Origin of the sequence: Dictyobacter alpinus, from assembly GCF_003967575.1 — a bacterium.
Classification (GTDB): Bacteria; Chloroflexota; Ktedonobacteria; order Ktedonobacterales; family Ktedonobacteraceae; genus Dictyobacter; species Dictyobacter alpinus.
Genome location: NZ_BIFT01000001.1, coordinates 3,751,782 through 3,773,863 on the forward strand (window position 1 = coordinate 3,751,782; position 22,082 = coordinate 3,773,863).

Below are 22,082 nucleotides of genomic sequence, written 5' to 3' on the forward strand. Positions count from 1 at the left end.
TAAGCGGGCATGTAGCTACTATGTAAAAATAATGAAGCCATGCTTTACATCTCTTCAAAAGATAATAATTAGCTAGCTCTGGCACTTATCCAATTAGAATAGGCGCTTATTTGATTTTGAACTAGTTTTAAGGTTTCGATGAGATAAACAGGCAGCGTTTTGAGAGTGTAAAATAAATTACTCACTGTTGTGTTTCCTATAAATTTATGCTCTTCAAATTACTTATATTCCTTATCCAAATCCCTCAGGGATATTATACTCATCATAAAGCAGTGAGTAACTGTCTTTTCGCTGGTGCTATCAAGCAGTATGAATTAGCTTCTTGGGTCATTTTGAAATAAGCAGGTTGTGTATGTGTAAGCATATGCCTTTTGAGCATGTCCTCTATGGCTTACCTCTCACTAAGTTTTTAAGCAACTCTAGCTATGTTCACGCAAATTGTATTATGCTCTACTTTTCTATAGAGCGACCAATTAGCTAAAAAGGTATTGACCAATCAGCTCATTGGCGCACACAAAAATTTTAATCACCTGGATTGTCTTCTAGAGCCATTTTATAGGAAGCTGCCTGCGTTTTTCGGACTGATCTCCTCATAACTGACTGGTCAGTACTGCGACTGGAGGCTTGGGATTTTTGATGTGATAGGGCTTGTCCACGGTGACAAGCACCGTATCAGGTGAGATCCCTGCCTGTCCGTCACGAAGAACGCCATCTGCTGTTCTTGAGATGTTACAAAGGTAAGCCACGCCTCTTCTCCTACAATGGGTCCGAGTCCTGTTACCATCGGCCATATATTCCCTCCCGTATTGCGCCTCAGGTCAATCATCCACCTGCAAGGATCGCTTTGGTCAATCTCGCGAATGAGCTGTTGAGCCAACTGGGCATACTCTATGGGTTGTTTTTAGGAAGGCTGGTAAGCTCTGCAGAGGATAGGTATGGGTCAGGTTTGCATGCTAATCTCATCATTGGGCCAGATTAAGTGCTATTCTCCAATGATGAGATATTTCAACATCGTTCGGTTGAGAGATATTTTCAGATACTGGTCATTTATTTGACTAGTTCAGCTATCTCTAAAATCTGGAAAACATCCAACTCCTCTATCATTTGCAGTCTTTGATTTTGACAGCAACGGTACATCAATCAGGGTAGATATTGTTCGATTTTTGTGTTTTTTGATAGACTCTGGTCGCGATTTTGAGCTCAAAATAGATGCTGGTAGACGGCTTTAGACGCCTAAAGGGGCGCTTCGGAACCGAGTGTCGGGGTTCCAATCCCTCTGGGCGCGTCACGCTGAATCCGCCTGAGAGGCGGATTCTTTGCTTTTTTTGTCCATGCCCGGGTCCCCTTACAATCCCTCGCTGACATCAACGGGTGTTTAGCGCCACGTGGTATGGTAAAAAGGGTGGTGAGAACTGTTGCTTTGTTTGTTAACCTGAGCGTACTACAGTTCTCTTTCTTTTTCACCCATGAGCACAATGCGTAGACATATATTCGTCAAAGCGCAGAAACATTGATGCTCTACGTTGAACTACCTATGCACTATAGTTCATACCTTCTACCATTTTCATTAACTTTTTCATGGAACTGCTATCCATTTCTACGTCCCTGAGAATTTTTCCCGTTTCGTAGGCAACAACGCCATCGATAATCATGTCTTCAGACATGTCCAGGCGCGCCGCAACATTCGAAAGCAGCGGGCTGCTATTGCCTGCAAGTATCTGCTCATATAAGAAGCTATAACGCTCTTTCACTATTTTGGCGAATGAATTCATCGATTCCTGCTGGCTCGGTGTGAGCTGTGGCTGATTGGCACTCATTGGTATTTTCCTCCCTGAATTAATGCGCTAAACAACGTTCAATCTTTTTGTCAAGATCCTTCTGCTACGGCTAAACATGTCGCTTGTAAGCTGGCCTGGAGGTGCCTGGCCATTATCTGCACATGTGGCTCATCCAAGATCGTATCATGATAGCCGGGAACCGGATGGGTCGTGATCGGCTGAGCCGAGAACCTTTGCCAGTCTTCATCCAGGTGCCTTTCAGGTGCAAGCCCATCATGATCTTGTGCCTGAAAGACGGTGATGCATCCTGGATAGACGCCTGCACGATACCGTTGAATCATCCTTGTTCTTGTCTGGTAAATCCGTAATTCGTGCCGCACCCCCAGTGGTCCGTTCTCCGGCGGATCAAGGCCCGCCCGCACCATCTGGTCCACAACATAGCGCAATTGCTCGTCCAGTGTGCGGGACCGCAGATCGGCATACACCTCTTCAACCGTTTTCTGTGTAGAAGTGCGTATGGCCTCCATGGTGATCACGGAAAGAAAGCCTGCGTTATCCTCGTTTTCAAATCCCTGCGTTGATAGCGGAGAGGCACTATCTAGCAGTGCCAGCAATTCTACATGCTGGCCGCTTTTCCGGAGCTGTTGCGCCATCTCAAAAGCGATAATGCCTCCAAAGGAAAAACCTCCCAGCGCATAAGGACCATGCGGTTGAATCTCACGTATAGCTGCAATGTAGCGACTCGCCATCTCTTCAATTGGAATCTCTGGAAATTCCGGCTTGTGAATATCAAGATCATGGATGGCATAGAATGGCTGATCATGATCAAGATGCTGGACCAGGCGATAATAGCAGAGAATATTACCACTTCCAGGATGAATACAAAAAAATGGTGTTCCTGCACCCTTGCGTAGCGCGATGACTGGCGACTGCGGCCCCGCAAGCGAGCCTTGCTGGCGGAGCACCTGGGCTAACTGTTGGACGGTCCCAATCTGCGCGAGGAGAGAGATGGGGAAACTTTGTTGAAATTCTTTCCGAATCTGGGAGGCAAGTTGTAAGGCTGAAAGTGAGTGGCCGCCCAATGCGAAAAAATTATCGCTAATGCCGATAGGATGAACGTGTAATACGGATTCCCAGAGCTGGATCAGCCGAAATTCTAGTTGATTATGTGGAGCGACAACTGGTGTCCGGCGCTGCATAGGAGCCATCTGCAGCTCTTCTGCATGCTTCTCTGGCTGGCCTGGATCTCCTTGCCAGTGAGCACATGCTGCCGCCACCTGTTCAGTATTCCGTAACAAGGCCTGTATTGGCTCCGTTGCGCTACAGGTAGCGACTGCCTCTAACAATAGTTGCAAAGAACTGGTGAGCTGCTCCATCGCTCCATGATCAAAGGCACGACTATCATACATGAGTTGCAAAGTCAGCACCTTTCCTGGCTCGACAATAATCGTCAGTGCATAGTTTGTCTCACTGGCACCATAGATGTTCTGTCTCTGAAACGGCAGAGCATCTTCCATCGCCATCGGCTGTTCCGCCGGATAGTTTTCAAAGACCAAAAGGCTATCAAATAGGGATTGATTCCAGGGAACCTCGCTCCATTGTTGAATGTGAAACAATGGTGTGGAGGAAAATGGCTCCAATCCTAACTGTCGCGCCTGGATAGCTTGCAGCCAGGTCATGAGCGCTGGAGTGGTCGTGGCTTCTGGCACCTGCACACGAATAGGCAGGATATTGATAAATAGCCCGACCATCTCATTTGATCCTCTGAGTGCCAGAGGACGTCCCGAGACGGTGGCACCAAAGACAACATCACGCTTTCCGCTAACATGATAGAGGTACAGGGACCAGATGCCCTGTATCAGGACATTTAATGTTACCTGACTCTTCTGAGCCAGTGCGTTGAGGGCCGCCGTCGTCTCTATCGAACAACAAAGACGCCGTTCTTCATGCTTCTCACTCCCCGTTTGCCGCGCCGCTGGCGGCATCATCGGCAATGGCGTTGGAAGCGTAAAACCTTGCAATTCTTGCTGCCATGCCTCCCTGGCTTTCTCACTATCCTGCTGCTGCAACCAGGCAATATAGTCCCGATACGGACGCACGCGCTCAATCTGTATATCCTGATGGTGGACAGCCGCACGATAGTACCGCAGAAAATCATTCAGAATAATGTCTTTGCTCCAACCATCTAGAATGATATGATGAAAACTCCAGACGAAGTAGTACGCATCATCAGCGATCTGAGCCAGATACAAGCGTAACAGTGGCGCTTTATCCAGCTCAAATCCCTGCGCTTGATCTGCCTGCAACAACGCTTTGAGCGCGTGCTCCTGCTCCTCTGCCGCTTGCTGACGCCAATCAACGTGCTGCAACGGGAGCGGGACCTGCTGACGGACCAACTGCAGTGGCTCATCGACCACCTTGCTGATAATCGCTGTGCGCAAGATCGAATGCCTCTGTATTACCTGTTGCCACGCCTGCATAAACGCGGGCAGTTGCAGTTCTCCTTTGAGCAGTTCACAGGCTTGCTCAAAAGAGACACGCGAGTCGGGCGCATAGAGTGCATGAGCAAGCATAGCCTGCTGCATAGGAGCCAGGGGATAAAGGTCTTCTACATTTTTCATTTTCATAATGTTGCTTCCTCCTCATCCAGTTCGCCAATAAGCATCGACAATGCGTCCAACTTCTCGTCCGAGAGCTGTGCCAGGGGGAAATCTGACGGGGTATAGGCTCCCTCATCAGGGATGAGACAGTGCTGAATGAGCGCACGGAGTTTGTCTCGATACATTTCAGCCAGGCGTTCTATCTGTTCGGGACGATGCAACCGTGCGCTAAATGACCAGTGCATGGTCAGCTGCCCATCGACGACGGCACCACCAATGTCGAGCACGTGGCAGCGCTTAGCCCGTGGACTACGTGTCAAACCATCTGCCTCTCGTACTCTGCCCAACAGGGTTTCGCCCGTTTGCTTTTGATCAAACTGCCCCAGGTAATTAAAACTGATGCTGGCCCGATTACGTAAACGCGCGCGTACCTCTTCATCTGGATGGAGGTACCGTAGCACCCCATAGCCGAGGCCATGATTTGGGATACGGCGCAACAGTTCCTTGACCGTACGCAATGCTTCTCCAGGCCCTTGCGCCTGCTCGATATCCAGCAACACCGGGAACAGCGTGGTAAACCATCCCACCGTATGGGAAAGATCTCCGTTTTCCAGGAGATCCTCGCGCCCATGACCTTCCATATCAACAAGCACAGAGCGCTGACCAGTCCATTCCGCATATGTCTGCACCAGGGCCGTGAGCAAGACATCGTTGATCTGCGTATGATAGGCTTCTGGCACCTTATGCAAGAGCAAATGCGTCTCCTCCTCATCTAACGAACAAGCAATGGTCTGTACTGAGCCCTCGGTGTTCAGGTCCATCCCTTCAGGATAATCCAGGGGCAGAGCGCTACTCTGATGCCGCGTGACAGCGATCCAGTATGGTATTTCACGTGCAACCTCATCTGACTGCGCATAGATGATAAGGTGCTCCGCATACCGCTTGAATGAGGTCGTCTTAGGGGTGAGCCGCACCGGTTGGCCCTGGACCAGTTGTTGATACGCCGTTTGCAAATCTTCTAACAGGATCCGCCAGGAGACACTGTCAATCGCAAGATGGTGCACGACGATCAGAATGCGGTTGGGGCGACATTTTCCCATCTCAAAGAGCGCCATCCGCAGCAATGGCCCTGACTCAAGGTTTAGACTTGCCTGGATTTCAGCCTCGGTCTGCCTCAGGCGTTGCTCTTGTTCTTCCTCGCTATAGGCTGAGAGGTCAATCGTCTGGAATGGCGTCTCGCCGTTAAACGCAGCGTTTTCTTGCCGCCAACCAGCGTGCCCGGCAACAAAACACAACCGCAATGCATCATGCTGAACAAGCAACGCGGTGAGCGCCTTCTCCAGGATGGCAGGTTGTACAACCTGCCATCCTTCTAACACCATACTCTGATTCCAATGCTGGCGCTCAGCCAGCTCCTGCTCAAAAAACCAGTGTTCAATCGGGGTAAGCGGAACACGGCCAGTGACCGCTCCCTGTTCAGTAAGCTGTTCCGGTGCTGCCTCGATCAGCCCTGCCAGTTCAGCAATCGTCGGGGACTGAAAAAGCTGCTTGAGCGTCAGGCGCAGGTCGCGCCGTCGTGCCTGATCAATGATTTGAATACCCTGGATCGAGTCTCCACCCAGTTCAAAAAAGTTCGCATGGATGTCAGGGCTTTGTACTTGCAGGACTCGGCTCCAGATTTCAACCAGCAGCTCTTCAACTGAAGATAATGTTTGTTCTGTTTCGTTGGCCGCCGGTACTGCATACACCTCTTCAGGTTCAGGGAGCGCACTACGATCGACCTTCCCATTCGAGGTCAGAGGGAACTCATCCATGACCACCCATATTGACGGAAGCATATAGTCAGGCAGCTTTTCTTTGAGAAACGCTTTGATAGCCTTGATTGCGCTGGTCTGATCGCCTTCAATGGTCACATAAGCAGCCAGGCGCTTATCCATCGTGCCAGCCTGAGCACGCACGACCACGACAGCCTCCTGAATAGCCGCATGCTGTCTGAGGACAGCTTCGATCTCCCCCAATTCAATCCGATAGCCGTGAACCTTCACTTGATGATCTATCCGTCCCAGGAACTCGATGGTGCCATCAACGCGGTACCGTGCCAGGTCACCAGTTTTATACATCCTGCTTCCCAGCTCCTGGCTAAAAGGATCAGCAATGAATCGCTCAGCAGTCAGATCCGGGCGCTGCAAATAGCCGCGCGCCAGGCCATCTCCACTGATATAGAGTTCGCCCGCAACCCCGATTGGCACCGGTAGCAAAGCGGCATCCAGGATATAGAGCTGGGTATTGGCAATCGGGCGTCCGATCGGCACCGGGCCCTGAAGGGACGCTCCATCCGCGACTTCATAGATACAACACCCCACCACGGTCTCGGTCGGACCATACTCATTGATAATCCGGGTTGCGGGCGCATAGGTTCTCCATAGCGTCAGACTATCGCCTTGCAGCATCTCCCCGCCAATCACTAGCGCGCGTGCGATGCCTGCCATCTCCTCCGGCTCCAGCAGACGATTCAGCAGTTCGAGATGTGCAGGCGTGATCTTCAAGACACTGAAGTCGTTGTGCTGCCGCAAGATCTCGCTCACAGCAACCATATCCTGCTCTTCTGGCACGAGCACCACACAGCCACCGCTCAACAGCGCGGGAAACAGACTGGTGACGGTCAGGTCAAAGGCCAGCGAGGAGTGCACAATCGAACCGGACCCGGCCTGTACATGGTAATACCGGTTGCACCAGTGCAGGTAATTCATCAGTCCCCGCTGAGAGATCAAGGTTCCTTTCGGCTGGCCCGTTGATCCTGATGTATAAATGATATAGGCGAGATTCTCTGGTTCTAGCTGCTGCATCAGGTTGTCGATGCCCTGTTGCTGGATCAGCGGCCAATCGACATCCAGCATGACTCTATGCGCAACAGTGACATCAGGAAAGCGCTCCACAACCTGCTGTGAGGTGAGCAGCACGGAAAGTGCAGTATCTTGCAGCATAAAAGCCAGCCGCTCACTGGGATAAGAGGGATCCAATGGTACATATGCGCCACCTGCTTTTAACACAGCCAGCAACGCGATCACCATGAGCGGGCCACGTTCAAGCGCCAGGCCAACCAGGACGTCTGGCCCAACCTGCAACGTTTGCAGCAAGTGGGCGAGTTGATTCGCCCGCTCGTTCACCTGGGCATATGTCAATATGCCCTCCTCTGACTTCAGCGCCGGCGCATGCGGTGTGCGCTCAACCTGAGCTTCAAACAGTGTGTGGACAGAGGTCGTGGCTGGATACTCTTCCCGCGTGTCATTCCACTCCACCATCATCTGTCTGCGCTCTTCCACCGTCAAAGGTGAGAGCGCAGCAACACTGCCGTCCATCTGGCTCAGCATCTGCTCCAGGATTGAGCAGAAATGGGTGAGTAGCGTGCTGGCAACCCGGTCATCAAAACGCTGCTGATCAAAAACGAGGCGGAGAGAGAATTGCAGCGCGTTGAAAGAAACTTCCAGGCTGAGAGGATAATTCGTCTGCTCAAGCGCCTGGTCAATTTTCATCTGCAATCCGCCGCCATCCTCACCGGCATGCGCTTCAACCGGATAGTTTTCAAAAACTAGGATGCTTTCAAAAAGCGCTTGACCATGCGGCACGTCACTCCAACCCTGTACCTGGGCCAGAGAACTATACTCATATTGCCGTGCCTCAATCTGTTGCAGTTGAATAGCTTGCAGCCAGGTGGCAATGGACCTGTCGGCGGCGGTCGAGACACGTATTCTGATCGGCAAGGTATTGATAAACAGACCAATCATCTGTTCGACTCCTTGCAGATCGGGTGGACGCCCGGAGACGACACCACCAAATACAATATCATTCGTCCCACTATAGCGACTTAAAAGCAAGGCCCAGGCACCCTGAACGATTGTATTTATCGTCAATTTGTACCGACGCGCCATCTGACGTAAGGTCTGGACGGTCTGGGGCAGGCAATGCTGCGTTGCTTCTCCATAGCCAACACCCGGCGACTTCCCGGTCCCGCTATCGACGGACAGCACAAGGGGGGTACGAAACCCTTTCAAGTGCTCACGCCAGAACGTCTCAGCCTGCTTTTGATCTTGCCGCTGCAACCAGGCAATATAGTCCCGATACGGACGCGGCGTTGCTAGTTCAGCAGGAACCTGTTGTACACAGGCGGCGTAGAGCACAAACAGCTCATTCAGCAACACTGGCATGCTCCAGCCATCAAGAATCAGATGATGAAAACTCACGATGCACTCAAAGTGGTGCGCGGCTAACTGAATAAGCGTTATACGCAGTAACGGCGCCTGCGTCATTTTCACCCCGAGCGCGCGATCACTGGCAAGCAATGTCAGAAACTGTTTACGCTGTTCTTGTTCATCCAGATGCTGCCAATCCATTTCTACCCACGGCAGATCAACTTCATAGCGCACAATCTGGCGCGGCTCTTTCAGATTTTCCCACATAAACTGGGTACGCAAGATCGAATGACGGCTCACCAGTTGTTGCCAGGCCTGCCGAAAGGCCGCAACCTCAAGGCCGGCAGGCATGTGACACTGCATTTGCTCAAAGTAGAGTCCTGCCTGTGGCTCATACAGATAATGAAAGAGCATCCCCTGTTGCATGGGTGAGAGCGGGTAAATCGCTTCAATCTCATGTTTATCCATTAGTAGCCTCCCTCTATGCGTCCAGGTTTGCGAACAGATCATCAAGTTCATTCTGGCTCAAACCAGCATCCATAAAATCGCCCGGTGTATACTGCGGCCGCTGGCCAGCCGAGGCATCATCAGTGATAATGAGACGCAACGCATCCAGGTAGAGCTGTGCCAGATGTTCAATCGTAGCTCTGGCGTAGATATTCTCACTATACGTCCACTCCACGGTGAGCACACCATCAATCGTGCCAGCATTCACACTTAGCAGATGACTGCGTTCACCGTCGAGCGCCACCGTCAAACCAGCTGAAGCATTTGAACGTGAGAAAAGACTTTCTTTCGCCAGGGCTCGCGAAGATTGCCCTTGATAATTGAAGATAATTTGTGCCTGAGGCAGTGCACGGATCTGCTCCGCTATCTCTCGATCCTGCACCAGGGATTGCAGGAGGCCAAAGCCGATCCCACCATTGGGAATCGCACGTAAGTGCTCTTTCACCGCTACCAGCACCTCGCTCGGACGACGATAGCGCGTATCTTGATTAAGCACAATGGGGACAATTGACGTAAACCAGCCCACGGTGCGCGAAAGATCAATGCCGTCCATGAGATCCTCTCGTCCATGACCCTCCAGATCAACCAGCAGCGTATGCTTGCCGGTCCAATCGCTACATGCCAGCAGCAAAGCGGCCAGCAGCACATCATTCGCCTGCGTACGATACCGCCTGGGCACCTCACGCAACAATGCCTGCGTCTCAACACTATCAAGTTCTGCGATCACCACCTGTGCAGAGGCCTGTATATTCTCACCTGGCGTATCCATTGGGAGCGCTGCCACTTCCGACCAGGGCTGCGCCATCCAGTAACTAAACTCCTGGCGTACCTCTGGCGATTGTGCGTACTGGAAAAGACGATTGGCCCAGTACGTAAATGGTGTAGAGGTATGTCTCACCTGCACCTTCTGCCCGTTCAGTAGTTGCTGATAGATGGTTTGCAAGGTGTCGAGCACGATTTGCCAGGAGACAATGTCAATTGCGAGATGATGTACCACCATCAGCAGACGAGACGGTTGATCCGCGCCAAAGGAGAACAGACCCACGCGCACTATCGGCCCTGCGGCTATATCCAGACCTGTCTGCAACTCGTGGGCCATCGCATCAAAGCGTTGCTCTTGATCAGCGGTAGCCAGGAGAGAGAGATCATAGGCTGCAAAAGGCAAGCGCCCCTCGTGCGCCACAACACGCTGCTGCCAGCCCTGTGGACCCGCAGTAAAGCGTAACCGGAAAGAATCGTGCTGTTGTATCAGGAGCTCAATAGCCTCTTCCAGTAATTCTGCGTCCGTGAGATCCGCTGGCAGTTCCAGAACAATCGCATGATTATAGTGGTTCCGATTGGGAAAGTCATGTTCAAAAAACCAGTGTTGCACGGGCGTAAGTGGAATGGCATCCGTCGGTACCGCTTGCTCTCCACTATTGGCAGATGCAGGAACAACGCTTGCCGCCGCCGCCAGTTCAGCAATGGTTTGATACTGGAACATCTGCTTCGGCGTCAGTTGTATACCGACTGCATGGGCACGCGCAATGATACGGATACTCAGAATAGAATCCCCACCAATCTCAAAAAAGTTATCATATCTGCCAATCTGCTTCAAACCAAGCACTTCACCCCAGATGTCAGCCAGCAGTTTTTCGCCTGGCGTCTCCGGCGCCACGAATGTGTCCTCAGTTTCCAGCTGCTTTTTCTCAGGGGCCGGCAACGCCTCCAGGTCAACTTTACCGGTAGCTTTTAATGGCAATGTATCCAGGAAGAAAAAGTGGGCTGGGACCATATATGCTGGCAGTTTCTGCTCCAGATAGCGACGCAACTCAACGATCGACACCTGCATACCAGGGACGATCACCAGATAGGCGACCAGTTGTTTGATACTGGGCAGATCCTCACGTGCCACCACAATCACCTGATCTATGGCATGATGTTCAACCAGCGTCGTCTCAATCTCACCTGGTTCTACCCGATAGCCACGAATCTTCACCTGCTGATCAATACGACCCAGAAATTCGATGTCTGCCTGCCGATCCGGCAGGTAGCGCACCAGATCGCCAGTTTTATACAATCGGGCCCCTGGCACCGTACTGAATGGATCAGGCACAAATGAGCACGCCGTTAATTCTGGTCGATTCAAATAGCCCCAGGCGACACCGTCACCACCAATATACAGTTCTCCAGCGACGCCAATCGGGAGGAGCTGAAGCTGGGTATCAAGAACATAAAACTGCGTGTTCGCGATAGGTAGACCAATCGGGATAGAGCCTGTGGCCGCCTGACCGGCCGGAATCTGATAGATACTACAGCCAACCACCGTTTCGGTCGGACCGTACTCATTGAGCAGGATTGTGTCAGGGGCATGCCGCTGCCAGTATTCCAGGACATCACCACGCAATGCTTCGGCTCCTGCGACCAGGGTGCGTACCCAGTTTGTGGCATCGGTCTCTGGTAATTGCTGGTTGAGAACCTCCAGTTGCGTCGGGGTGATCTTCATCAAACTGAACCCCCCCTTTTCTTGCAACACGGCCGCCAGCGCCTCAAGGCCATCCGATTCAGGTAACAGCACGACACTGGTCCCCACCAGCAAAGGCGCAAACAGGCTCGGAAAAATCGCATCTGCGGCAATTGAGGATTGGACAGGAGCACCGCGCCCGTGTGCCGCTCCATAGGCCTCCTGGCACCAGATCAGGTAATTGACCAGCCCGCGATGAGGAATTAACACGCCTTTAGGTTTGCCAGTCGAACCAGAGGTATAGATGACATAGGCCAGGAAATCAGCGGTAATCTCGCAGACGGGGACTTCGTCGCTTTCCTGCGCAATAGTATCCCAGTCACTATCGAGACATACGACATGAACCCCCTCAGTCGGCAGGCTCTCAAGCAGCCTCTGCTGGATCAAGAGCAAGGAAACATGTGCATCTTCAAGCATAAACGCCAGTCGCTCCTGCGGGAACTTGCGGTCCAGGGGCAGAAAGGCCGCGCCGGCTTTGAAGATCCCCAGTAGTCCTACCAGCATCTCAATGGAGCGTTCCATACAGAAGCCGACGCAATCACCGGGTTCTACGCCTGACGCCTGAAGATGGTGAGCTAGCTGGTTGGAACGCGAATGCAAGTCTTGATAGGTGAGGCGCTCGCCCAGATATTCCACCGCGATGGCCTGAGGCGTTCTGGTTACCTGCTCGGCAAAGAGTTCATGGAAACAGCTCTGGTGGGGGTAAGCAGACGCCGTATCATTGCGTGTACTTACTAACTCATACCGCTCTGAGCTCGTAAGCAGCGGGAGATCGGTCACGCTCTGATCGGGAGCAGCAACCAGACCATCTAACAGTACACGGAAATGGTCCATCATCCGAGCAATCGTCGTGGCTGTAAACAACTCAACGTTGTATTCCAGTGTGCCCTGTAACCCCTGGTCTGTCTGCATCATTGCCAGTGATAAATCAAATTTGGCCGTCCGGCTTTCTATAGCCAGAGGTTGCGCGAGCAGTCCAGTAAAATTCAGGTCTGTCCGTGGCGCATTCTCCAGTTCAAAGAGCACCTGGAATAACGGTGTGTGCTGTAAGCTACGTTCAGGGTGCAACGCATCCACCAGTTGTTCAAATGGCAACTCCTGATGTGCATAGGCATCCAATGCTACTTTCCGCACGCGTCGCAAGATCTCGCGGAAGCCTGGCTGTCCACTCAGATCAGTTGAAAACGCCAGCGTATTAAAGAAGATACCGATCAATCCCTCGACCTCGGAACGTGTCCGGTTAGCAATGGAGGTCCCCACCACAATTCGGTCCTGGTTGCTATGGCGCATCAGTAGCACCTGGAAGGCCGCCAACAGCGTCATAAACAGGGTCGTACCTTCCTGTCTCCCCAATTCCTGGATCTGGTCGGACAGTTTTTTCGGCAACGAGAACTCATACGTGGACCCACGATACGTAGGTAATGGCGTCCTGGGCCGATCGGTAGGCAGTTGCAATACTGCGGGTACCTGTTCAAATTGCGGCTTCCAGTACGCCAGTTGTTTCTCCAGGACATCCCCTTGCAGCCAGGCACGCTGCCAGGCGGCGAAATCGGCGTATTGGAGAGTCGGTATGGGTAACGGCGAGTCCAGCCCCTGCGTATAGGCGTTATAAAGCGAGGTCAATTCATGGAAAAACACACTCACCGACCAGCCATCGGAAACGATATGGTGCATCACTAGAATAAACACATATTCATACGGCTTCAATTGGACCAGGCATGTGCGCAACAGTGGCCCTCGAACCAGATCAAACGGACGATGAGTCTCTTCCACAATCATCCGCTGCACTTCCGTTTCTTGCTCCGCGGCCGCCAGTCCCTCAATATTGGAGCGTGCGAGCAGCCAGCGCTGTGACGAGGATACGACCTGCGCTGGCTGTCCATCTACGGTTGCGAATGTGGTCCGCAAAATGTCGTGGCGCCCCACAATTTCTTGCAGGCTCTGCTCAAAGGCGTCGACATTCAACGTACCTCGCAGACGGATTGCCCGCGAGATATTAAAGACCGGGCTCCCTGGTTGCCACTGATCAAAAAACCAGAGTCGTTGCTGTGCGAAGGAAAGTGGTAACGGTTGACCATCCCGCCTCTGGGGCATGATCGGCAATTGTGATACGTCCATCCCTTCTTGTTGTAATAACTGCTCAAGCAATTGGCGCTGCTTCGTGGATAATTTGGTGATATCTTCAAAGATGGTGCTCATGACAAGTTCTTCTTTCTTCGTTATTCCCACATCTTCCGATACACGATGTGCTGCCCGATCTTATCTGGAAAGGATGTTATCAATCGCCAGGTCTGAAAGCCCCTGCACTTTTTTCAAGAGGCTGGCAAACTTGTCGTTTTCCGGTTGCGTCGCATGCGCGGCAACTTCAATGTGTGCCGCTTGCCCCTCCACCGTTGGTACCTCAAAGAAATTGCGTAGAGTGAACGTTTTATGTATGGATTGGCGGATACGTGCCACAACCTGCGTCGCCAGCAGAGAATCGCCTCTGATCTCAAAAAAGTTATCATGGATACTTACTCGATCGATGTGGAGCACGTCAGACCAGATGGTCGCGATCTGTTGCTCCAGTTCATTTTCTGGTGCCACATATTCTCGCTCGACATCCTGGTGATGGTGATCCGGTGCTGGCAGCGCACGCATATCGACTTTCCCGGTCGCCGTGAGCGGGAGTGCGGGTAAGAGATTAAAGGCCGCGGGCACCATATAGTCAGGCAAGATCCGTTGCGCGAAGCGACGTATCTCTCTCACCTCAGGATCGCGATCTGGAGCAGCTACCAGATAGGCAACGAGTTGTTTGACGCCAGGTATGTCCTCGCGGGCGGCCACGACCACTTGCTCTATATCCTCATGCTCAGCCAGGACCGCCTCGACTTCTCCCAGCTCAACCCGGTACCCTCTGATCTTGACCTGCTGGTCTATGCGCCCGGAAAACTCGATGTTCGCAGCCTTATCGGGCAGATAGCGCACGAGATCACCTGTTTTATACAGTCGCGCTCCTGGCTTTGTGCTGAATGGATCGGGAATAAAGGCCGCAGCCGTCAGATCCGCCCGATTCAAATAGCCCCAGGCAACCCCATCACCACCGATGTAGAGTTCACCCGGCACACCGATGGGAACCAGTTGCAATTGCTTATCAAGCACATAAAATGTGGTATTGGCAATCGGCAAGCCTATCGGGACTGGACCCGTGGAGAGGTGCCCCTCAGGAATCTGATAGATGCTACAGCCGACTACTGTCTCGGTTGGACCATACTCGTTCAACAGAATCGTGCCTGGAGCATGCTCCTGCCAGAAGTGCAGGGTATCTCCTCGTAGCGCCTCTGCACCCACCACCAACGTTCGGACCCAGCCGCTGGCATCTGTCTGCGGAAGCTGCTGATTCAAGACCTCCAGTTGCGTCGGCGTGATTTTGATCATACTGAAGCCTTTTTGAGCGCAGAGGGCTTCATTCAAACTTTCCAGGGATCGCGACTCAGGGAGCATGGTCACACAGGTCCCGACGAGCAAGGGACTCAAGAGACTTGGGAAAATCGCATCAGCGGCAATCGAGGATTGGACGGGAGCACCATGCCCATGCGCCGAGCCATAGGCCTCGGCACACCAGACCAGGTAGTTGACGATGCCACGGTGTGGGATGAGCACGCCCTTGGGTTTCCCAGTTGAACCTGAGGTATACATGATATATGCCAGGTGCTCGCCTGTGACGTCAACCACTGGTCGCTGCGTTGGCTCACCGGAAACAATATCCGGGGCATTGTCCAGGCAGATGACGCGTAATCCAGCGGTCGGTAGCTGTGGTAACAGGTGCTCGTGCGTGAGCAACACCTTCACCTGCGCATCCTGAAGCATAAAGCTCATGCGCTCCTGCGGAAAAGCGGCATCCAATGGGAGAAAGGCCGCACCGGCTTTGAAGATCCCCAGCAATCCAGCCAGCATCTCCACCGAGCGCTGCATGCAGATACCGACATTTTCTCCTGGTCCCACGTCCAACTTTCTCAGATAATGGGCGATCTGATTAGCCCGCTCATCCAGCTCACGGTACGTAAACTTGTGCGTACTATCTTCAACGGCGCAAGCATCCGGTGTGCGATCTACCTGTTCTTCAAAGAGGTGATGGACGCAAAGATGTGCGGGATAGCTAGTTTCGGTCGCATTGCGCTCAATACAGAGCTCATTGGTTTCCGCCTCCGGCAAGAGAGACAGGTGCGAGATAGGTTGCTCGGCTGCCTCCACGATATGTTCGAGCAACGTACAATAGTATCCAGCCCAGCGCTCAATCGTCTCTGCGTCGAAAAGATCCGTACAGTAGGTGAAATCAGCAAGAAGCTCGCCATCCGCCTCAATCAGTTCTAGGGTCAGATCATACTTCGAAGCTTCAACGGGATTGGTGACCCCTTCACACTGCAAGCCCGCAAAATCAAGTTCTTCACGCGAATTTGAGGGACGATCAAAATTGAAGAGTGTGCTAAAGAGGGGAGAACGGCTCAAATCCCTTGGCATGTTGAGGGTCTGCAACAAGCGCAGGAAGGGATAGATGCTGTGGTCATAGGCATCCATCAGCTCTTTTTTCGTGGCATTCAGGTGCTCGACCAGGGTCATGTCGTGACGCACTCTACTCTGCAAGGGGAGAAGATTCATACAATGACCAATCAAGTTATTCCCTTTCACTCCCCACAAAGGCTGACCCGCCACTGGAATGCCGACCACAAAGTTTTCCTGGGTTGATAAGCGTGATAACAGCACTTCGAAACTGCTCAGGAGCGTCACATACAACGTACAACGCTGGCGTGCACTGAAGCGCTTCAATTGTTCGGTCAAGGCCTTGCCAATGACACGCTTTGCTTGAGCACCAGCAAAGGACTTGAGGGCTGGACGTGGATGGTCCAGAGGCAATTCTACGGCAGGTGGAACAGAGGCAAAATGTGCCCGCCAGTAATGCTCGGCTTCCTGCTGCATAGCTCCCTGCTGCTGTTGATTCAGCCACTGGGCATACTCGCTAAATTTGCCTGGCTCCGCCAGCTGCACTGGTTGCTCGCGACAGAACGATGAATACAGCTCACTGAATTCTCGCAGCAGTATGCTGATCGACCATCCGTCCACGATAAGGTGATGATAGATGAAGACAAGCATATGCTCATTGTTACGCTTCTTGAGGGCGAAGACACGGAGGAGCGGACCATGTTCGAGATCAAATGGACGCGCCATTTCACCCTTTAACCAGCGGTCAATCTGCTCATCAGGCTCTCCCCTATTTTCTTGTACAAGATCTAGCAGCGGAACTTCCAGCTGTATGCCCGGGGTAATCACCTGATAGTCACCCTCGATGCTAAATGTCGTACGTAAGGCTTCATGCCGCTCGGTCAATACCTGTACCGCGGCGCGCACAGCATCCATCTTGAGGGGGGCTCCGCGCAAGAATAAGGAGAACGATTCATTGTACGCACTGGCTGCATCATCTCCCGCCTGCAGCAAAATCCAGAGCGCCTTTTGTGTATCGGTTAGTGGTATGTAGCGCGTTGTCAAAGCACCCTGGGCGCTAGCCCTCACAGCAGAATGTGTGGCAGCACGTTCAGGCATAGGTGCGACATTAGGATCACCTGCAGCTATTTTGCGACGTGGCGCAACTTGAATCCCTTCATCCTCTGCCGTTGGGGGAGGCAGATTGGGATCTGAGAAGAAGCCGCCGCTACGCATCTCGACAATACTACTTTTGACCGCCTCAATAATATAGCGCCGATCCTCCTCCGTATGCGCAGTTGAGATAAAGCAGTTCCGTCCTTCAGAAAGGTAGAGACCTTTGGCGCGCAAATGATAGAAAAAGATATCAGCCGTGATGTTTTTGAGCTCATGGGGAAAAACGAAACGGAAGAGCGAGCCAAAATTCACCGTGAGCATCGGAACTTCTTGCTGCTCAAAGTAGCTATTCAATTCTTCGGTAATGTGATCTGTTGCCAGATTCAGCTGCTCTTGCAGCCGCGGACTCTGCTCCTTTAAGTGATTGAGGACATTCCAGACAACGGGCATGACCAGCGGATGCTTGAAAAAGGTCCCGGCAAAAAACGTTTCGGTCGTTTCAGGATACGAAGCATCCCCAAATGTCCAGGCACCACCATCGATCACATTCATAAACCGTGCCTTGCCCGCAATCGCCGAGATTGGGATACCACCACCAAGAGCCTTTCCATAGGTCGTTATATCAGACTGAATATCAAGCATCCCCTGCACACCACGGATATGTGTACGGAAACCAGTGACAATCTCATCAAAAATCAAGGCGATGTCCATGTCTTGCGTGAGGTTCCGTAACTCACGCAGAAAAGCAATAGGCTGCAAGTCCGGCCTACGGCTCTGCCTTGGCTCAACCAGGACAGCCGCCAGTTCATGTGCATGTGCTTTGATCAGCTGAAGCGCTTCCGGCGTATCAAATTGCAGGATGAGAACGTCATCAACAATATGCGGTGGCACACCAGGAGCCATGGGGGCCGCTGAGCCATCTCCTTCCGCCCCTTCTCGTGGCACGACGAGGATGCCATCAAATGACCCATGAAATGTACCAGTAAACATCGCGATCTTCGGCCGACCAGTCGCGGCACGGGCGATGCGCAGAGAGGTCATCACGGCTTCTGTACCAGAATTACAGAACGTCGCGCGCTCGTGGCCAGTAATATCACACAGCAATTGCGCGGTTTGTCCGGCGAGTGGGGATTGCGGTCCAAGCTGAATACCACGTTGAATCTGTTCCTCAAGCGCCTTGACAATAAATGCTGGTGAATGTCCAAAGAGCAATGCACCAAATCCCATCGCGGTATCCACATATTCGTTACCATCAATATCCCACAGGCGCGCTCCCCGCGCATACTTTACGGCTAGAGGATAGAGGAGTTCTTTCAATGGCAAACGGAAATTGGTGACGCCTTTATTATCTGCTAGCACTGCACGATACTGTTGCGCCTGCTGCTTTGATCGCCGGGTGCGTTCATTATAGCGCTCAATAAAGTCCTGTAGATAGGCTTGTTGCTGCTCGCTAAGTCCATATTTTCCGCCTTTCGACCTGGCCTTGTATGGTACAAAGGTCTCCTGTTTGATGTTTCGGCTAAAGACGAATCCGCCGGGATCTCCCACTTCAACCTGTGGTATCGCTTCATCAGGGGCGACAGGTGGCTGTGCACTGATCGGTGGCATCACTGGCTCAGCGGCTGGCGCAATCTGCTGCGTCTGATTGGATGGGGGCTGTGCCATTCTCACGGTCTGACTCAGACGCAAGACTTCAAGCTGCTGAGCCAGCACTTGCAGTTGTCGTTCCATGAACTGTGTCACTTCTGTCGAGCCAGCCATTACTTCTGGCGCTACGCTCGGGATGGAAGCAGGAACCAATGAGGGCATAGCCTCACGCACAACGGGAGCAGGAGGCGCTGGATGCTGTTGCACTGCCTGCGCTTCCACCGGTAGATGTACACTTTCCACCACCGCATCTTGCAACATAGTGACGGGTAACTTCTCATCAATAAAGGAGGCAAGCTCATCAATATCAGGGTACTCATCCAGCATCAGACGGAAAGGCACGGTCACCTGCAGCTTTTGCCGAATGGCCTGGTTGGCCTGGAGCAACAGCAGCGAATCAGCGCCCATCTCCAAAAAGGTCGCTTGTGGGTCAATCTCGGCAGGTTCCACTCCAAGGAGCCGCCCAAAGATCTCCAAGAGCAGCGCCACTATTTTGGTGTGCCGCAACTCAGGGCCCGCTGTAACACTCGTCGTTTCAGGCATAGATGTCACCTTTCCTTGCTCGTTTGAATCTTCATCTGCTAAAGGCACGAGGCTATGGGCTTCGACCCAATACCGTTTGCGTTCAAAAGGATAGGTTGGGAGAGGGATACGCTGATAACGTTCTTCCGCTCTCATGGCTTGCCAGTTGAGAGGAACACCTGTCAGCCAGAGCTGGCCTGCGGTCTTCAACAGCAATGCAACATCGGAACAGGCATCTTGATAGCGACGTAGCGAGGGGAACACGAACGCTCTGGCGGTTTTATCCAGCAGAGGTTTTGTCAGCAAGCTCAAAGCCTGCCCGGGACCAATCTCAAGAAAGAGGGCATCATGCTCCTGCTGCAGCGTCTGGATGCCCTCATAAAAACGTACACTCCGCAAGAGATGTTCACCCCAGTACTCAGGATTGGTCGCCTCTTCAATGGTGATCCAGGTCCCACTGCGATTCGAGATATATGGAATAGTTGGTTCGTGGAGCTGTATCCGCCTTACACGCTCAACAAAGGGTTCAACCACCGGCTGCATCATCGCCGAGTGAAAGGCATGTGAGGTATGCAACCGTCGACACAGCACATCTTGCTCCTTGAGGCGATGTTCTAATGCTGTAATCTCACTATCTGGCCCCGATACAACACAACGTTCCGGACCATTGCTGGCCGCGATGCTCAAGGCCCCGGTCAGTAAAGGTTGCACTCCCTCCAACGCCAGCGGCACCGATAGCATCGTACCGGCTGGCATAGACTGCATAAGTTTGCCTCGCGCCACCACAAGCAGCAGCGCATCTTCAAGCGAGATCACGCCAGAGAGACAGGCCGCTACATACTCGCCTATACTGTGACCAATCATGGCCTGTGGCTGCACACCCCAGGACATCCAGAGCTGGCTCAAGGCATACTCAATGGTGAATAATGCTGGCTGGGCCAGGGCCGTCTGCTGCAATTGCTCCGCTTCACCGGTCTCATCCACTGGATACAGGAGTTTGCGTAGATCCAATCCCAGGTGTGGAGCAAGGATCTCTGCACACTGATCTATCTGTGAACGAAACAGGGGGATGGTCTGATAAAGATCCTGCGCCATGTGCACGTACTGACTTCCCTGTCCTGAAAACATAAAGATGATGGCACGTGCATGCGGCTCTGCTTTTCCTTTGAGCACCCATTGGACGTCGGGTGTTTCCAGCGCATGCACAGCGTCCTCACGGTCCCGGCACACACAGATCTGCCGATAGGCAAAAGCCTTACGTCCCTCCTGGAGCGTATAGGTGACATTGAGCAACTGCTCATCCGCACTCTGCCGCAGATACGACAGCAGATTGGCGCTCATCTGCTCCAGGGCAGAGGTGGTTCGGGCCGAAAGAGGCAGCAGTTGCCAGCCAGGAGCGGGATCAGCAGGCTCTACTGATGGTGCCTCCTCTAGAATAATATGTGCGTTAGTCCCTCCAATACCAAACGAACTTACGCCAGCCCTCCGTGGTCCACCCTCAGTTTCCCACGGCACCAGACGGGTGTTCACATAAAAAGGGCTATGAGCAAAGTCGATCTGCTGGTTCGGCTCTTCAAAATGGAGGCTGGGCGGTAATTGTCTCTGCTTGAGTGCCATGACTGTTTTGATCAGACCAGCAATGCCAGAGGCGGTGTTGGTGTGTCCAATATTGGTTTTGACTGAACCCAGCGCACAGAATGCGCGCTCTTCAGTTGCGGAACGAAACGCTTGCGTAAGCGCCGCAACTTCAATGGGATCACCTAGAGGCGTTGCGGTACCATGAGCTTCAACATAGGTGATACTTCTGGCGTCCACCTCTGCTACCAACTGGGCTGCCTGGATCACCCGGGCCTGCCCATCGACGCTTGGCGCAGTAAAACTGACTTTTAAGGCACCGTCATTATTGATCGCCGAGCCCTTAATTACAGCGTCAATACAATCCCCGTCTGCAATGGCATCTGACAACCGCTTCAATAGCACAATGCCCAGACCATCACTAAAGACCGTCCCCTGCGCGTTCGCGTCGAAGGCCCGGCAGTGCCCATCTGATGAGCCGATGCCACCTTCCTGATAGAGGTAGCCTGTCTTTTGTGGAATACCTAGCGATACCCCTCCGGCCAGCGCCATATCACATTCCCCATTCAAGAGCCCCTGGCACGCCTGGTGCACTGCCACCAGTGAGGTCGAACAGGCTGTTTGGATGGTTATTGCCGGTCCCTTCAAATTACACTTGTAGGCCACACGACTCGCCAGGTATTCTCGGTCGTTGGCCATCATGACCTGGGCGTTTTCCTGTAATGTGCTCACTCCATACTCTGGGACAAGGTTCGCGAACAGATAATGGTTGGTAGCCGAACCAGCATAGATACCAATCAATCCTTTGTAGGAATCGGGATTATACCCTGCGTGTTCAAACGTTTCCCACACGCCTTCAAGAAACAGGCGATACTGCGGATCCAGCATCTCAGCTTCACGCGGACTACACTCGAAAAAGGCGGCGTCGAAGCTTTCGATACCATCCACGACGCCTCTGGCTTTTACAAAGGCGGGATCACGGAGCATGCTCACGTCAATCCCTGCTGCCTTCAGTTCACTATCGCTAAAGTGGGAGATGGACTCGACGCCGTTCTGTACGTTTTGCCAGAACGTATCCACGTTTCTGGCGCCCGGAAAACGGCAGGTCATACTAATGATGGCGATTTCCAGTCCATTTTCGTCCCGATCCGCTACAGGTGTCCCCATAAAAAGTGCTCCTTTTTCT

6 protein-coding genes and 1 pseudogene are annotated in these 22,082 nt (G+C 52.6%); all 7 read right to left on the bottom strand.

Going from position 1 to position 22,082, the window contains the following annotated elements; translation table 11 throughout:
- Positions 1-590: 590 nt before the first annotated feature.
- The 7 genes and pseudogenes from EL633_RS37495 to EL633_RS14875 all read right to left on the bottom strand — a co-directional run bounded on the left by EL633_RS37495 (position 591) and on the right by EL633_RS14875 (position 22,063).
- Positions 591-746, bottom strand: coding sequence for a hypothetical protein (locus EL633_RS37495; RefSeq protein WP_246039138.1), 156 nt, complete (start codon positions 744-746; stop codon positions 591-593).
- 2 nt (positions 747-748) lie between these two features.
- Positions 749-826: pseudogene (locus EL633_RS38140) on the bottom strand (S41 family peptidase); the annotation flags it as partial.
- Positions 827-1,532: 706 nt separating this feature from the next.
- Complete coding sequence (locus tag EL633_RS14855; RefSeq protein ID WP_126627929.1) at positions 1,533-1,817, bottom strand: hypothetical protein; 285 nt, start codon at positions 1,815-1,817, stop codon at positions 1,533-1,535.
- Between the two features lie 50 nt (positions 1,818-1,867).
- Entirely contained in the window at positions 1,868-4,405 is a 2,538-nt protein-coding gene (locus EL633_RS14860; RefSeq protein WP_126627930.1) for an alpha/beta fold hydrolase, read from the bottom strand.
- Positions 4,402-9,036, bottom strand: a complete 4,635-nt coding sequence (locus tag EL633_RS14865) for a non-ribosomal peptide synthetase (protein WP_161982159.1) — start codon at positions 9,034-9,036, stop codon at positions 4,402-4,404. The genes EL633_RS14860 and EL633_RS14865 overlap by 4 nt, the downstream gene beginning before the upstream one ends.
- Before the next feature lie 13 nt (positions 9,037-9,049).
- The gene (locus tag EL633_RS14870) at positions 9,050-13,777 is read right to left on the bottom strand and encodes a non-ribosomal peptide synthetase (RefSeq protein ID WP_126627932.1); all 4,728 of its coding nucleotides are present in this window, start codon (positions 13,775-13,777) and stop codon (positions 9,050-9,052) included.
- Between the two features lie 60 nt (positions 13,778-13,837).
- Entirely contained in the window at positions 13,838-22,063 is an 8,226-nt protein-coding gene (locus EL633_RS14875) for a non-ribosomal peptide synthetase/type I polyketide synthase (protein WP_126627933.1), read from the bottom strand.
- Positions 22,064-22,082 lie beyond the last annotated feature (19 nt).

Bases quoted from the DNA above. Each gene is read 5' to 3' on its own strand.
- EL633_RS14855 (WP_126627929.1), bottom strand. From the start codon at position 1,817: ATGAGTGCCAATCAGCCACAGCTCACACCGAGCCAGCAGGAATCGATG.
- EL633_RS14860 (WP_126627930.1), bottom strand. From the start codon at position 4,405: ATGAAAATGAAAAATGTAGAAGACCTTTATCCCCTGGCTCCTATGCAG.
- EL633_RS14865 (WP_161982159.1), bottom strand. From the start codon at position 9,036: ATGGATAAACATGAGATTGAAGCGATTTACCCGCTCTCACCCATGCAA.
- EL633_RS14870 (WP_126627932.1), bottom strand. From the start codon at position 13,777: ATGAGCACCATCTTTGAAGATATCACCAAATTATCCACGAAGCAGCGC.
- EL633_RS14875 (WP_126627933.1), bottom strand. From the start codon at position 22,063: ATGGGGACACCTGTAGCGGATCGGGACGAAAATGGACTGGAAATCGCC.